11 protein-coding genes are annotated in these 15253 nt (G+C 60.8%); 6 read left to right on the top strand and 5 right to left on the bottom strand.

Going from position 1 to position 15253, the window contains the following annotated elements:
• The first annotated feature begins 65 nt into the window (after positions 1–65).
• The 3 genes from RG836_RS21135 to RG836_RS21125 all read left to right on the top strand — a co-directional run bounded on the left by RG836_RS21135 (position 66) and on the right by RG836_RS21125 (position 7341).
• Positions 66–692, top strand: a complete 627-nt coding sequence (locus RG836_RS21135) for a response regulator transcription factor (RefSeq protein ID WP_310849214.1) — start codon at positions 66–68, stop codon at positions 690–692.
• A gap of 10 nt (positions 693–702) precedes the next feature.
• Positions 703–4326, top strand: a complete 3624-nt coding sequence (locus RG836_RS21130) for a transporter substrate-binding domain-containing protein (RefSeq protein ID WP_310849213.1) — start codon at positions 703–705, stop codon at positions 4324–4326.
• A gap of 72 nt (positions 4327–4398) precedes the next feature.
• Positions 4399–7341, top strand: a complete 2943-nt coding sequence (locus RG836_RS21125) for an HD domain-containing phosphohydrolase (RefSeq protein WP_310849211.1) — start codon at positions 4399–4401, stop codon at positions 7339–7341.
• Here RG836_RS21125 and RG836_RS21120 read toward each other — a convergent pair whose 3' ends face one another.
• Positions 7342–7824 (bottom strand): GAF domain-containing protein, encoded by a 483-nt coding sequence (locus RG836_RS21120; protein WP_310849209.1) that lies wholly within the window; start codon positions 7822–7824, stop codon positions 7342–7344.
• Positions 7821–8711: an ATP-binding protein gene (locus RG836_RS21115; protein WP_310849207.1), complete on the bottom strand. Its 891-nt coding sequence runs from the start codon at positions 8709–8711 to the stop codon at positions 7821–7823. Before RG836_RS21115 ends, RG836_RS21120 begins: the two co-directional genes overlap by 4 nt.
• A 155-nt stretch (positions 8712–8866) precedes the next feature.
• Between RG836_RS21115 and RG836_RS21110 the strand changes: the two genes are divergently transcribed.
• On the top strand, positions 8867–11188 hold the full coding sequence (locus tag RG836_RS21110) for a hybrid sensor histidine kinase/response regulator (protein ID WP_310849205.1): 2322 nt from the start codon (positions 8867–8869) through the stop codon (positions 11186–11188).
• Here RG836_RS21110 and RG836_RS21105 read toward each other — a convergent pair.
• From RG836_RS21105 to msrB, 3 genes are all read right to left on the bottom strand, one after another.
• Complete coding sequence (locus RG836_RS21105) at positions 11172–11633, bottom strand: MarR family winged helix-turn-helix transcriptional regulator (RefSeq protein WP_310849203.1); 462 nt, start codon at positions 11631–11633, stop codon at positions 11172–11174. The two genes, RG836_RS21110 and RG836_RS21105, sit on opposite strands and share 17 nt — an antisense overlap.
• The gene (locus tag RG836_RS21100) at positions 11630–12115 is read right to left on the bottom strand and encodes a glutathione peroxidase (RefSeq protein WP_310849201.1); all 486 of its coding nucleotides are present in this window, start codon (positions 12113–12115) and stop codon (positions 11630–11632) included. The genes RG836_RS21105 and RG836_RS21100 overlap by 4 nt, the downstream gene beginning before the upstream one ends.
• A gap of 110 nt (positions 12116–12225) precedes the next feature.
• On the bottom strand, positions 12226–12621 hold the full coding sequence (gene msrB / locus RG836_RS21095; protein ID WP_310849199.1) for a peptide-methionine (R)-S-oxide reductase MsrB: 396 nt from the start codon (positions 12619–12621) through the stop codon (positions 12226–12228).
• Positions 12622–12844: 223 nt separating this feature from the next.
• Between msrB and RG836_RS21090 the strand changes: the two genes are divergently transcribed.
• Complete coding sequence (locus tag RG836_RS21090; protein ID WP_310849197.1) at positions 12845–14056, top strand: pyridoxal phosphate-dependent aminotransferase; 1212 nt, start codon at positions 12845–12847, stop codon at positions 14054–14056.
• A 305-nt stretch (positions 14057–14361) separates the two neighbouring features.
• Complete coding sequence (gene htpX, locus RG836_RS21085) at positions 14362–15249, top strand: protease HtpX (protein ID WP_310849194.1); 888 nt, start codon at positions 14362–14364, stop codon at positions 15247–15249.
• The last annotated feature ends 4 nt before the right edge of the window (positions 15250–15253 follow it).

Below are 15253 nucleotides of genomic sequence, written 5' to 3'. Positions count from 1 at the left end.
CATGCGGCTGCTCACTTATCTGAGCTAAGGTGCGCGCTTTATTCGCGTACGTATGGGATTTGATTATGAACTCCGTTTTTATTGTCGACGATCACCCCGTCATTCGTTTGGCTGTCCGAATGTTGCTGGAACATGAAGGCTACAAGGTAGTCGGCGAGACGGATAATGGGGTCGATGCCATGCAGATGGTTCGCGAGTGCATGCCGGATCTGATCATTCTCGACATCAGTATTCCCAAACTGGACGGACTGGAAGTATTGGCCCGCTTCAACGCCATGGGCATTCCCCTGAAAACCTTGGTACTGACCGCGCAGTGCCCCACGTTGTTTGGCGTGCGATGCATGCAGTCCGGGGCTTCAGGCTATGTGTGTAAACAAGAAGACCTCAGCGAACTGGTGAGCGCGATCAAGGCAGTGTTATCCGGATACAACTATTTCCCGAGTGAGGCCTTGAATCCTGTACGCGGAGATGATGCGCGTTACGCCGAACTCGAGTTGTTCAAAGCGGTTAACGACCGTGAACTAATGGTGTTGCAATTATTTGCCCAGGGTCGGACCAACAAGGAAATCGCCAAAGGCATGTTCCTCAGCAATAAAACAGTCAGCACTTATAAGAAAAGACTCATGCAGAAACTCAAGGCCGGCTCCCTGGTAGAACTCATCGAGATGGCAAAACGCAACGCATTAGTGTGAGAAAAACAGGATGCCCACATGTTTAAAGGACTATCTACTATTACTGGGTGCAGGTTTATGCGTTTGCACTTGCGTGTCAGCAGCGTCGATTCCCGGCGAAAACTACCGGCTGCTCAGCCGTTCGACTGTAGGACCGTTGCAAGTACCGCTCGATGGCAGCGAACGCCAATGGATTCAAAATAAACGCCAATTGATCCTCGGCACCACCGTGCCGGATTACCCGCCCTTCGACTTGACCGTCAGCGGTCACGACTACGAAGGTTTCACCGCCGATTACGCCGGTATCCTCAGCGATGCAACAGGCCTGGCGATCAAGGTCAAACGCTTTACTTCCCGCGACACCGCGATCAACGCCTTGAAGAATGGCGACATCGATCTGTTGGGCAGTGCCAACGGCTACGAGGCGCATGATCCTGACCTAGTGCTGTCCAGGCCGTACGCGGTGGACCAACCGGTGCTGGTCACCCGCGAAGATGAAACCCGCTCATTGGCCGATGGTCTCGCCGGCCTGCGCCTGAGCACGATGTATCACTACCTGCCGCCGGACGAGATCAAAGCCCTTTACCCCAAGGCGATCATCAGCACCTATCCCTCCTATCAGAATGCGATCAATGCCGTGGCGTTCGGCCAGGCAGACGTCTTTCTCGGCGACACCATTTCCACCCACTACATGATCAACAAGGGTTACCTGAACAACATTCGGATGGCCAACTTCAGTCGCCATGAAGCCTACGGCTTCGGTTTTGCCGTCAAGCGCGGCAACCCTGTGTTGCTCAACGTTGTCAACGCGGTGCTGGCGGCCGTACCGGCCAGCGAACGGGAAAACATCGCTAAACGCTGGAGCGCCGGCAGCGACGTGCTGCTGACCGATCAGAAACTGCAGCTGACCGAGCGCGAGGAGCGCTGGCTGGCCGGGCACCCTGTGGTACGAGTGGTGGTCAACGAGGCGTTCGCCCCGCTGACCTTTTTCGATGCCGAGGGCAACCTGCGAGGCATCACCGCCGACCTTCTGGAGCTGATTCGCCTGCGCACTGGTCTGCGCTTCGAGATCCAGCGCAGCCGCAGCGATAACGAGATGATCGAGCAAGTCAAAAACCACCGCGCCGACATCATTGCTGCCCTGCTGCCCAGCGGCGAACGCGAGGCGCAACTGAATTTCAGCCGGCCGTATCTGGAAAACTCCTTCGTGCTGCTCAGCCGCCGATCCGCCGATGGCCCCGTCACCCTGGATCAACTGGACCATCAGCGCCTGGCCCTGGCCCAGGGCAATCCGCTGATGGACTACATCCGGCAAACGCACCCCGACATTCAGTTGATCGAAACCCGCGACACCTTCAGCGCCGCCGAACTGCTGGCCAACGGCAAGGCCGACGGCGCGGTGAGTTCGCTGGTGATCGCTAATTACTTCATCACCTCCCAAGTGTTCCAGGACAAGCTGAGCATCAGCTCCACCATCGGCACCCGCCAGGCGACGTTCTCGATGGCCACCGATCGCAGCGCCACCGAGTTGAACTCAATCCTCGACAAAGCCTTGCTGAGCATCGCCCCGGACGAACTGGGGGTGATCAACAGTCGCTGGCGCGGCTATTCGGCGACGCCGCAGAGCACCTGGCACAACTTCCGCCGGCTGTTTTATCAAGTGGTGATCAGCGCCGGCCTGCTGCTCGCGCTGATGCTGGCCTGGAACACCTACATGCGGCACCAGATCAAGCAGCGCCGGCGCGCCGAACGAGCGCTCAACGACCAGTTCGAATTCATGCGCTCGCTGGTCAACGGTACGCCGCATCCGCTCTACGTGCGTGACCGCGAGGGCCGCCTGCAAACCTGCAACGACAGTTATCTGCAAGCCTTCAACGTCAGACGTGAAGACATCATCGGCAAGCGCGAAATGCCCGGCACCCTGGGCAATGAAGTCGAAGCCCGGGAATACCAGGCCGATTACCGGCGCGTGGTGGCCGAAGGCACGCCGTTGATCCTCGACCGCTCCCTGCAGATCGGCGACCAGCGCCTGACCGTCTACCACTGGATTCTGCCGTACCGTGACTCACGGGGGACTGTGCAAGGGATCATCGGTGGCTGGATCGACATCAGCGAGCGGCGCCAATTGTTCGAAGAACTGCGCAACGCCAAGGACCGTGCCGATGAAGCCAACCGGGCAAAAAGCACCTTTTTGGCGACCATGAGCCACGAAATCCGCACGCCGATGAATGCGATCATCGGCATGCTCGAATTGACCCTCAAACGCATGGACCCGGAACAGCCCGACCGCCCAGCCATCGAAGTCGCCTATCAGTCGGCAAACGATCTGCTGGGCTTGATCGGCGACATTCTCGACATCGCGCGGATCGAGTCCGGGCGCTTGAGCCTGAGTCCCGAGCGCAGCCACCCACGCGCATTGGTCGAATCGGTGATCCGCGTGTTCGAAGGGTTGGCGCGACAGAAGAATCTCAAATTGCTGCTGGACTTCAGCCCCGACCACGGCATGCCAGAAGTACTGCTGGATCCGTTGCGCTTCAAGCAGGTGCTGTCGAACCTGATCAGCAACGCCATCAAGTTCACCGAATGGGGCGAAGTGCGGATCCAGGTGAGTGTGCAACCGACCGGCGACGCCGATCAGGTGGCGTTGCAGGTTCGGGTGCAGGACACCGGTATCGGCATCAGCGAAGCAGATCAACTGCGCCTGTTCCATCCCTTTGCCCAGGCCGACAACAGTGGCCAGTCCGCCCGCAGTGGCGCTGGCCTGGGCCTGGTGATCTGCCGCACGCTCTGCGAAATGATGGGCGGGCACTTGCAGATGCGCAGCCAGCCTGGGGTCGGCACCCAGGTGCAGTTGCAGTTGCCGCTGCCAGCCCTGGCGCCCCAACTGTTGCCCGCTCGGCTGGAGGCACCCGTGGAGCCAGTCGCCGCCGAGCCGCTGAACGTGCTGGTGGTCGACGATCATCCCGCCAACCGTTTGTTGATGTGCCAGCAACTGGGCTACTTCGGCCATCGCCACCACGCCAGCGACAACGGCGAATCGGCTTTCCAGGCGTGGCAACAAGGCTGTTTCGATCTGGTCATCGCCGACTGCAACATGCCGGTGATGGACGGCTATGAACTGACCCGCGCCATTCGCCAGCACGAGCGCCAATTGCACCTGACGCCTTGCACCATCCTCGGTTTCACCGCCAACGCGCAACCGGAAGAAGTGCAACGTTGCCGTCAGGCCGGCATGGACGATTGCCTGTTCAAGCCGATCAGCCTTGCGGCGTTGAACCAGTGGATGCAGGCGCTGGAACAGTCGTCGAGCCAGCGCATTTTCAACCTCGATGCCTTGAGCCAACTCACCGGCGGCAATCCGCAGCAGGTCGAGCGCTTGCTCAGCGAACTGTTGAACAGTTGCCGCGCCGACCGCGAGGAATTGCGCGGGTTAACGAACGACATCCCCCAGGGCTGCCGGGATCTGGCGCATAAAATCAAAGGCGCCGCGCGGATCGTCCAGGCATCGCGCCTGCTCAAGCGCTGCGAGGCCTTGGAGCGCGCCTGCCACGACGAGAGCGACCTTGATGAAATCGCCCGCTGCCGGTCGGACCTCGACGCCGCGATCACCGAACTGGAGAAGGCATTGCTGGGCCAGATCGAGCAAAAGGAATAGAGCGTGATGACCGAGCCTTAACTATGCTTGAACGCTGAGCAGTGCGTAAAACGACATGGAGAGAGTTCAGTAATGCCCAGCCCACTGCGCCCGGATCGACGCCGCTTTCCGCTGCACATCCATATCAGCATCATGTTCACCTCTCTCCTCCTGTTGACCGGCGTGGTGCTGGGCGTTTTCAACTACCGGCAAACCACGCAGATCATCCTGTCGAGCAGCGAAAAACTGTTCGAGAGGATCGAGCAGGATGTGCACCTGGATGTGCAGGCCACGTACCAGCCGATCCGTCATCTGCTGAGCCTGCTGGCACTCCATGATGCGGCTCAGGCGCCATCGCTGGAGCAACGCCTGGCGCTGCTCAGATCGTTTGGCCAGGCCCTCGACGACAACCCCAACCTGGCCTCGCTGTATCTGGGTTACGCCAGCGGGGATTTTTTCATGGTCCGGCCGTTGCGCACCCAGGCCCTGAAAGATCAACTCGAGGCCCCGCCCGGCGCGCGTTATCAGGTGTGGAGCCTCGAGCGCCAGCCTGACGGTAATGTGCAGTCTCAATCGTTGTTCTTCGACGACACACTGACGCTTCTCGCTCGCGAGCCCAACCCCGACAGTGCCTTCGATCCACGCCTGCGGGCCTGGTATCGCAGCGCCATGGCCGATGCCGATCAGATCACCACCGCGCCTTACGTGTTCTTTTCCACCCATAACGTCGGCACCACCCTCGCCCGGCGCAGCGGCGCGCAAGCGGTGATTGGCGCCGACCTGACCCTGGCTGATCTTTCGGCGACCCTGGCCAAGCATGTGATCAGCCCCAACACCGAGATTGCCCTGATCGACGCCGACGGAAACGCCGTCGCCTACCCCGACAGCCAGCGGCTGATCGTCGATGACCAGAGCGCACATCTGGTCAAGGCGCGGGACCTCAGCCCGGTGCTGGCCGCGCTGATCGCCGACACGCAGCAGGACAATCGCCTGCAAGCCGCCGGGCGCCAATGGATCGTCGCGCGCAGTAAGATTGCCGTCGGCGCGCCGCAAGGTTTGCAGTTGGCGTTGCTGGTGCCCGAGGACGAATTGCTCGCCGATGCTTATCGCCTGCGCTGGCAAGGGGCGTTGATCACCCTGGCGACATTGTTGTTATGCCTGCCACTGGGCTGGCTGACCTCGCGGATCCTGGTCAAGCCGCTGCACGCGCTGGTGAACGAGGCTGACGCGATTCGCAGCTTCGACTTCCATTACCCGGTCACCCGCTCGCTGGTACTGGAAATCGATCAGCTGAGCCTGTCGATGTCGCGGATGAAAGACACTTTGGGCAGTTTTTTCCGGATCACCGACAGCCTCAGCGCCGAAACCCGCTTCGCCCCGTTGCTGCAGAGGGTGTTGAGTGAAACCATGAACATCGCCCAGGCCCAGGCCGGTTTGATCTACCTGCGTGAAGGCGATGGCAATCAGCTCGACCCGCAAGGGTTAATCATCAAAGGTGACGCACAACCGGCCAGTGCCTTCGGCGTCGGCAGCCATGATCTGCTGGCGACCGGCAGCCCCGCCTGGCTGCACCGCCTGGCCAACGCCAACAATATCGTCACCAGCCTCGGTTTCGAACAGGCCGGTGATTTGCAGCAGGTGCTGCTGGCGCTGGAAAGCCCACGAGTGCACCTGATCGGCCTGCGCCTGCACAACCGGCATAACGAAACCGTCGGTCTGCTGGTTCTGCTACTGGCCGACAGCGGCAGCGCGGGTGATCTGGAAAAACTGCGACCCGATCGCATCGCGTTTCTGCAAGCGGTGTCCGGCGCGGCGGCAGTCAGTATCGAGAGCCAGCGCTTGCAGGCACGGCAGAAGCAACTGCTGGATTCGTTCATCCAGTTGCTGGCCGGCGCCATCGATGCGAAAAGTCCGTACACCGGCGGCCATTGCCAGCGAGTACCGATGCTGACCCTGATGCTTGCCCAAGCCGCTGCTGCCAGCCAGTCCCCGGCATTCAGTGCCTATCAGCCGACCGAAGACGAATGGGAAGCCTTGCACATCGCGGCGTGGCTGCATGACTGCGGCAAGGTCACCACGCCCGAGTACGTGGTCGACAAAGCCACCAAACTGGAAACCATTAACGACCGCATCCACGAAATCCGCACCCGCTTCGAAGTGCTCAAGCGCGATGCCTGGATCAGCTACTGGCAGTCGTTAGCCCTGGGTGGTGACGAAGCACAGCTGGCTTCGTTGCGCGACGCCTGCCTGGCAGGGCTGGACGACGACTTCGCGTTTGTTGCCCGCTGCAATCTGGGCGGCGAAGCAATGGCCGACAGCGACTTGCAACGATTGCGACTGATTGCCGAACAGCGCTGGACCCGCACCCTGGATGATCGCTTGGGGGTGTCGTGGGAGGAAAACCGCCGTCAGGCGCGGACCCCGGCGCCGCCGTTGCCGGTCAGTGAAACCTTGCTCGCGGACAAGCCCGAACACCTTGTGGAACGCGCCCCGCAAGAGTTGATTCCCGCAGACAATCCCTGGGGATTCAAACTCGATGTGCCCCAGCACAAATACAATCGCGGCGAGCTGTACAACCTGAGCATCGCGCGCGGCACCCTGACCCGGGAAGAGCGCTACATCATCAACCATCACATGGTGCAGACCATCCTGATGCTCAGCCACCTGCCCTTCCCCAGCCACCTGGGCAACATCGCCGAAATCGCCGGCGGCCATCATGAAAAAATGGACGGCAGCGGTTACCCGAAAGGCTTGAAACGCGAGGACATGAGCCTGCCGGCGCGGATGATGGCAATTGCCGATATCTTCGAAGCATTGACCGCAGCTGACCGCCCGTACAAGAAGGCCAAGACCTTGAGCGAGGCACTCGGGATCATGGCCACCATGTGCCGCGACGCCCACATCGACCCTCAACTGTTCGAGCTGTTTATCGGCGAAGGGGTGTATTTGACCTACGCCCGCCGCTACCTCGACCCGCAGCAACTCGACGAAGTGGACACCGAAGGCCTGCTGGTCAAGGCAGGCCTGCGAGAGTGATCAGCAGTCGGTCAGGCGCAGGAAGATGGCCGCCAGTTGCTCGATGCCGGCCTGGTCGGCCTCGGTGAAACGCGCCAGCTTAGGGCTGTCGAGGTCGAGCACGCCAATCAGGCGTCCGTCCTTGATCAGAGGCACCACCAGCTCACTGTTAGAAGCGCTGTCGCAGGCGATGTGGCCGGGGAACGCGTGCACGTCCTCGACCAATTGCGTCTGCCGACTGGCCGCCGCCGCGCCGCAAACCCCACGACCAAACGGGATGCGCACACAGGCAATCTGTCCCTGGAACGGGCCGAGGACCAGTTCTTCGTTGCGGTTCAGGTAAAACCCGGCCCAATTCAAATCGTCGATCTGGTTGTACAGAAAAGCGGAGAACTGCGCCGCGTTGGCGATGAAATCCTGCTCGCCCGCCAGCAGCGATTCCAGCTGTGCGCAGAGCAAGCGGTAGCCTTCGAGGCCGGCGCCAGTCTGGTTCAAATCGATCATGCTTTGTGCTCCAACAACTTCAGGCCCACCCAATAGCGGGCAAATTGATACGCGCAACGACCGTTGCGGTTACCGCGCCCGGTCGCCCAGCGCACGGCTTCGATATCCAGTGCTTCATCCCGCTGCCAGGCCAGCCCGGCCTTGGTCGCGAGTTCACCGATCCAGTGCTCGACCACGTCGAGAAAATGTTCCTGGGTAAACGGGTAGAACGACAGCCACAGGCCAAAGCGATCCGATAGGGCGATTTTGTCTTCCACCGCCTCGCTCGGGTGCAATTCACCGTCGACGCGTTTCCAGTTTTCGTTATCGCTTTCCTTTTCCGGCACCAGATGGCGACGGTTGGAGGTGGCGTACAGTAAGACATTGTCCGGGGCCTGCTCCAGCGAGCCGTCGAGCACGCTTTTGAGGATCCGGTAATCGCCCTCGCCGGCCTCGAACGACAGGTCATCACAGAACAGCACGAAGCGTTGCGGCAGCTTGGCGATTTGCTCGACCACCCGCGGCAGGTCCGCCAGGTGATCGCGCTCCAGCTCGATCAGGCGCAAGCCACCCTTGGCGTGTTCCGCCAGCAACGCGCGCACCAGCGACGACTTGCCGGTGCCGCGCGAACCCCACAGCAACGCATGGTTGGCGGGCATGCCGTCGAGAAATTGTTGGGTGTTGCGCGACAGTTGTTCGCGCTGGCGATCGACGCCGATCAGGTCGGATAAGCGCATGTCGAGGCTGACTTCCAGCGGCAGCAGAAAGCCGCTGCGGCCCTCGCGCTGCCAGCGTGCGGCCAGACATTGCGACCAGTCGATGACTGGCCGAGGCGCCGGCAGCAGCGGCTCGATCCGCGCCAGGACCGCGTCGGCGCGTTCAAGAAAAGCATTCAATCGGGAATCCACGTCTTCTCCTCGGGCTCGTTCACAGTAATGATGGGCGGCAGACAGCCGACACATAGCGCAGGCCGGCGAATTTATCCCTCGGCTTCGACGTCTGAATAACGCGACGATCGACTATGCTTGAGCAGCGAAGGGAAACGGAAGTGGTTCAACACCCTATGGATATCAAGTTCACCCACCGCCTGTCGTTTAAACAGGCCAGGCTGACCGTGCTGGTCGGCTTCGTCTTGGGCACGCTGCTCAGTCTGCTGCAAATAGGCATCGATTATGCCAGTGAAGACGCGTCCATCAATCGTGAAATAGTCTCGCTATTGGAAATCAGCCACAACCCGGCGTCGCGCATCGCTTATAACATTGACGCCGAACTGGCCCAGGAACTGACCCTCGGCCTGCTGCGCTCACCGGCGATCATCGCCGCGCAGCTCAGCGACAACAACGGCAACGTGCTGGCCAACGTCAACCGTCCCGGCCTGCACAGCGGCTATCGGATGATCAGCGATTGGCTGTTCGGCGCCAACCGACAGTTCGAAGATCGTCTGTATCTCGACAACATGCCCAACGAATCCCTCGGCACCCTGCGCCTGGAAGTCGACACCTTCGCCTTCGGCAGCCGGTTTCTGCGCCGGGCCGAAGTGACCTTGCTCAACGGCTTCGTGCGCAGCCTGCTGCTGACCGGGATTCTTCTGGCGCTGTTTTACGTGATGCTGACCAAGCCACTGGTACGGGTGATTCGCGAACTCAGCGGGCGCGATTCGCGTAGCGCCGAGCCCAAACGCCTGGAATGCCCCGGCGGCCATGAAAACGACGAGATCGGCGTGCTGGTGCGCGTCGCCAACCAGCAGTTCGAAAACATCGCCACGGAAATCCAGCAACGGCGCAGCGCCGAAAATCGCCTGACCGATTACCTCGGCCAACTGGAAAACATCGTCTCGGCTCGCACCGCTGAACTCAAGGCCATCAACACCCGGCTCAGCCAGTCCAACGAAGAGCTGGAGGCCGCTCGCAGCACCGCGCTGGACATGGCCCAGGCGCGTTCGGTGTTCCTGGCCAACATGAGCCATGAAATCCGCACCCCGCTCAACGGCCTGCTGGGCATGATTGCGCTGTCACTGGACGGCCCGCTGACCGCTGAACAGCAACAGCAATTGTCGATTGCCCATGACTCCGGCAAGGTCTTGGTGGAGCTGCTCAACGACATTCTCGACCTGTCGAAATTCGATGCCGGCCAACTGGAGCTGGAACACATCCCGTTCGACCTCGGTGCCTTGATCGAAGACACCGCCAACCTGCTGTCGCAGAACGCCGCGCCGAGTGTCGAACTCACCTGCCTGATCGATCCGCGGTTTCCGGCGCTGGTGCTTGGAGACCCGACACGGGTGCGGCAGATCGTCAGCAACCTGCTGTCCAACGCGCTCAAGTTCACCCGTTTCGGCCGTGTTGACGTGCGCCTGAAACAACATGAAGACGGCGTGCGCATCGAAGTCTGCGACACCGGCATTGGCATTGCCCAGGATGCCCAAGTGAAAATCTTCCAGCCGTTCACCCAGGCCGGCGCCGGCATCACCCGACAATTCGGCGGCACCGGCCTTGGGTTGGCGCTGACCTACAACCTTTGCGAAGCCATGCAGGGCCGGTTGACCATCAGTTCCGAGGCCGGTTTCGGCAGCCAGTTCTGCGCCGACCTGCCGCTGCCCTGCCACACCGCGATGCTGCCACCCACGCCGTTGCACGGTAAGGTCGTGTCGATTACCGCCACCAGCAGCGGCCTGGCGGAACTGCTCAAGAGCCTGTTGCCGGGCTGGGGCCTGGATTATCAGCAGCGCACGCTGGATGACTCGTTGATCGGGCTTGACCCGGACGTGCTGATTACCGATTGCCCGGAATGCCTGTTCGCCTTGCGGCCAGGGCTGACCGCGCCGATTCTGCTGGTGACCGCCTATGGCAGTTTCATGCCCAGCGAAGAGGCCACCGCACTCGCGCCCTTGCAACAACAGGCACGGCCACTGGCGCGCACGGCGTTGTATCAAACCCTCAGCCGCACGCTTCAGGGGCCGATGACCGCGATCAACCAGACACAGCTGCAGCAGACCTCGGCCCGTCGGCGCGGACACATCCTGTTGGTGGAGGACAATCCGGTGAACCAATTGGTGGCCAAGGGCATGCTCGGCAAACTGGGTTGCGAAGTAACGGTGGCCGCCCATGGCGCCGAGGCGCTGGAGCAACTGGAACACGGCGAATTCGACATGGTGCTGATGGACTGCAACATGCCAGTGATGGACGGCTACGAGGCCAGTCGGCAAATCCGCCGCAGCGGACGCTGGCCGGACCTGCCGATCGTAGCGCTGACCGCCAACGCCATGCCCGAAGAACGGGAGCGCTGCCGCGCCGCCGGCATGAACGATTACCTGGCCAAACCGTTCCGCCGCGAAGAACTGGCGGCGTTGCTGGAGCTCTGGGTGCCGACTACGACAAGTCTTTGATCTGCTTGAGCAGTTGATCCAGTTGCTCGCGCAATACGCCGAGGCTGTCGGGATCGACGCCGCTGTCGCACAACAGCTGGGCCTTGAGCGGCGCCACCCGCTCACGCAGGGCCAGGCCGGCCGCGGACAGCCCCAGGTGCACTTCTCGCTCATCCCGGGCGGAACGCTGACGCTGCACCAGATCCAGTTGTTCAAGACGCTTGAGCAACGGCGTCAGCGTCCCGGAATCCAGCGCCAAGCGCGCGCCCAAGGCCTTGACCGTGGGCAGTTCCGGCGCCTGCTCCTGCCATTCCCACAACACCAGCATCACCAGGTACTGCGGGTAGGTCAGGCCGAGTTGATCGAGCATCGGCTTGTAACCACGGATCACCGCCCGGGACGCGGCGTACAGCTTGAAGCACAACTGTCTGTCGAGCTGCAGCGAATCGGCTGACCCACTGTTCATTTGAGCAGGGCTTCAATCTCGCGGGTCAGGTCCTGGGGTTTGGTGGTCGGGGCGAAGCGCTTGACCAGTTGGCCGTCCTTGCCGATCAGGAACTTGGTGAAGTTCCACTTAATGCCCTGTGAACCGAGCAGGCCCGGAGCGCGTTTTTTCAGTTGCACGAACAGCGGGTGCGCACCGGCGCCATTGACCTCGATCTTTTTGAACAGTGGGAAACTGACGCCGAAATTCATCTCGCAAAACTCAGAGATCGCCCCTTCGTTGCCCGGCTCCTGCTTGCCGAACTGGTTGCAAGGAAAGCCCAGCACCACCAGGCCTTGGTCCTTGTAGGTCTGCCACAGTTGTTCAAGGCCTTTGTACTGCGGAGTAAACCCGCATTTGCTGGCGGTGTTGACCACCAACACGGCCTTGCCGGCGAAATCGGCCAGGGTCTTCTGTTCGCCCTTGATCGTGGTGCACGGGATATTCAACAGGGTATCGGACATGAAATCGCTCTCGGGGTGGGCGGGAAACGCCAAACATAGAGTGCAATTGAATTGTGTGCAATCTAATTAATGCCGAGAGCGACCGGATCGGTCGCCCTGCGTCAGTTCGTTTACCCGCGCGGTACCAGGTCCAGGCACACCGAATTGATGCAATAGCGCAGGCCAGTCGGCGGCGGGCCGTCCGGGAACACATGGCCCAGATGCGCGTCGCATTGGGTGCAGACCACTTCCGTGCGGATCATGCCGTGGCTGACGTCGCGCACCTCGGTCGTGGCGCTGTCGCCGATGGGCTGATAGAAACTCGGCCAGCCGCAGCCGGAATCGAACTTGGTCGTAGAATCGAACAGCGGCGCGTCGCAGCAGATGCAGTGGTAAATGCCGTCGGTCTTGGTGTCGTTGTATTTGCCGGAGAACGGCCGCTCGGTGCCCTTGAGGCGGCACACGTTGTACTGCTCGGGGTCGAGCATGGCTTTCCATTCTTCCAGGGTTTTATCCAGCTTTTCCATCGTCATTCCTCAGCAGCTTAAAAAGCCCGATCTGAACCTTTTCCACGGATCGGACGGCACGTATGATTGCGCCTCGTCAGACGCCAGTCTGGCAGCCAGATTACGCCCATTCAAACGGAATGTCGGCGCACTCCCCTGGCTATCGGCCCGCGTTCAAACGCAGGAGTACCAGCACGGTCGTGCAAACGCCGCCTGGATCGTTCATTTTCGGGAACACATTGCCATGCAGGTCAGCAAATCGAACAAGCTCGCCAACGTCTGCTACGACATTCGCGGCCCAGTGCTCAAGCACGCCAAACGCCTGGAAGAGGAAGGCCATCGCATCCTCAAGCTGAACATCGGCAACCCGGCGCCTTTTGGTTTCGAAGCGCCGGATGAAATCCTCCAGGACGTGATCCGCAACCTGCCCACTGCCCAAGGCTACAGCGACTCCAAAGGCCTGTTCAGCGCGCGCAAGGCTGTAATGCAGTACTACCAGCAGAAGCAGGTAGAAGGCGTGGGCATCGAAGACATCTATCTGGGCAACGGTGTGTCCGAGCTGATCGTGATGTCGATGCAAGCCTTGCTCAACAATGGCGACGAAGTGCTGGTGCCGGCTCCGGACTACCCGCTGTGGACCGCTGCTGTCAGCCTGTCCGGCGGCAACCCGGTGCATTATCTGTGCGACGAACAGGCCAACTGGTGGCCGGACCTGGATGACATCAAGGCTAAGATCACCCCGAACACCAAGGCCCTGGTGATCATCAACCCAAATAACCCGACCGGCGCGGTGTACTCCAAAGAAGTGCTGCTGGGCATGCTCGAACTGGCGCGACAGCACAATCTGGTGGTGTTCTCCGACGAGATCTACGACAAGATTCTGTACGACGACGCCGTGCATATCTGCACCGCCTCGCTGGCGCCGGACCTGTTGTGCCTGACCTTCAACGGCTTGTCGAAATCCTATCGGGTCGCCGGTTTCCGCTCTGGCTGGATCGCCATTTCCGGGCCGAAACAGCACGCCCAGAGCTACATTGAAGGCATCGACATGCTCGCCAACATGCGCCTGTGCGCCAACGTGCCGAGCCAGCATGCGATCCAGACCGCCCTCGGCGGCTACCAGAGCATTAATGACTTGGTGCTCCCGCAAGGCCGCTTGCTGGAACAGCGCAACCGCACCTGGGAACTGCTCAATGACATTCCGGGCGTCAGCTGCGTGAAGCCGATGGGCGCGTTGTATGCCTTCCCGCGCATCGACCCGAAGGTTTGTCCGATCCACAACGACGAGAAATTCGTGCTCGACCTGCTGCTCTCGGAAAAGCTGCTGGTGGTCCAGGGCACTGCGTTCAACTGGCCATGGCCGGACCACTTCCGCGTTGTCACCCTGCCCCGGGTCGATGACCTGGAACAGGCGATTGGCCGCATCGGCCACTTCCTCAAGTCCTACCGCCAGTAACCGGGGACCCGCGCGTGACCGCCCGATCGGTTGCGCGCTGTCTGATTCAGCAACACATCTGCTCAACTCACTTCCCTACGCCTTCTACACTACCGATTCGAACCCGGTTTCGGCGCGCTGCGTAACGGCGGCGGGCTGCGGGTGTCTGTAGTACGTGTCGCTTTTGGCCGTGGGAAAACGCCCGGATGATTGGGATTCGGTCCTAGGACACAGTTTGAAATAGTCACTCTGTTGAATCGACCGGTGCGGCACCTTATATACCCCGCAGTAAGCTACATCTTAAGCATGAGGAGATTTCTACCAACATGATGCGCATCCTGCTGTTCTTGGCCACTAACCTGGCGGTCGTGCTGATTGCCAGCATCACCCTGAGCCTGTTCGGCTTCAACGGGTTCATGGCGGCCAATGGGGTTGATCTGAACCTCAATCAGCTGCTGATCTTCTGTGCGGTGTTTGGTTTTGCCGGTTCGCTGTTCTCGCTGTTCATCTCCAAGTGGATGGCGAAGATGAGCACCAGCACGCAAATCATCAGCCAGCCGCGCACCCGCCACGAGCAATGGCTGCTGCAAACCGTCGAGCAGCTGTCCCGCGAAGCCGGGATCAAGATGCCCGAGGTGGGGATTTTCCCGGCGTACGAGGCCAACGCATTCGCCACCGGCTGGAACAAGAACGACGCGCTGGTTGCGGTCAGCCAGGGTTTGCTCGAGCGTTTCTCGCCCGATGAAGTGAAAGCCGTACTGGCTCACGAAATCGGCCATGTGGCCAATGGTGACATGGTGACCCTGGCGCTGGTGCAAGGCGTGGTGAACACCTTCGTGATGTTCTTTGCGCGCATCATCGGTAACTTCGTCGACAAGGTGATTTTCAAGAACGAAGAAGGCCGCGGCATCGCCTACTACGTGGCGACCATCTTCGCCGAACTGGTCCTGGGCATCCTCGCCAGCGCCATCGTCATGTGGTTCTCGCGCAAACGCGAATTCCGCGCCGACGAAGCCGGTGCCCGTCTGGCCGGTACCAGCGCGATGATCGGTGCGCTGCAACGGCTGCGCTCTGAGCAAGGCCTGCCGGTGCACATGCCCGACACCCTGACCGCATTCGGCATCAATGGCGGCATCAAGCAGGGCCTGGCTCGCATGTTCATGAGCCACCCACCGCTGGAAGAGCGGATTGACGCGCTGCGTCGTCGCGGTTGATAGC

The sequence above is a fragment of the Pseudomonas rhizozeae genome (assembly GCF_031583775.1).
Taxonomy (GTDB): domain Bacteria; phylum Pseudomonadota; class Gammaproteobacteria; order Pseudomonadales; family Pseudomonadaceae; genus Aquipseudomonas.
The sequence above is the reverse complement of the archived record's forward strand: the minus strand, read 5'-3'. Positions and strand labels throughout refer to the sequence as shown.

Excerpts from the sequence above, each read along its gene's own strand:
- RG836_RS21135 (WP_310849214.1), top strand. The coding sequence starts at position 66 with ATGAACTCCGTTTTTATTGTCGACGATCACCCCGTCATTCGTTTGGCT.
- RG836_RS21105 (WP_310849203.1), bottom strand. The coding sequence starts at position 11,633 with ATGAACAGTGGGTCAGCCGATTCGCTGCAGCTCGACAGACAGTTGTGC.
- RG836_RS21130 (WP_310849213.1), top strand. The coding sequence starts at position 703 with ATGCCCACATGTTTAAAGGACTATCTACTATTACTGGGTGCAGGTTTA.
- RG836_RS21100 (WP_310849201.1), bottom strand. The coding sequence starts at position 12,115 with ATGTCCGATACCCTGTTGAATATCCCGTGCACCACGATCAAGGGCGAA.
- RG836_RS21120 (WP_310849209.1), bottom strand. The coding sequence starts at position 7,824 with ATGATCGATTTGAACCAGACTGGCGCCGGCCTCGAAGGCTACCGCTTG.
- RG836_RS21090 (WP_310849197.1), top strand. The coding sequence starts at position 12,845 with ATGCAGGTCAGCAAATCGAACAAGCTCGCCAACGTCTGCTACGACATT.
- msrB (WP_310849199.1), bottom strand. The coding sequence starts at position 12,621 with ATGGAAAAGCTGGATAAAACCCTGGAAGAATGGAAAGCCATGCTCGAC.
- htpX (WP_310849194.1), top strand. The coding sequence starts at position 14,362 with ATGATGCGCATCCTGCTGTTCTTGGCCACTAACCTGGCGGTCGTGCTG.
- RG836_RS21125 (WP_310849211.1), top strand. The coding sequence starts at position 4,399 with ATGCCCAGCCCACTGCGCCCGGATCGACGCCGCTTTCCGCTGCACATC.
- RG836_RS21110 (WP_310849205.1), top strand. The coding sequence starts at position 8,867 with ATGGATATCAAGTTCACCCACCGCCTGTCGTTTAAACAGGCCAGGCTG.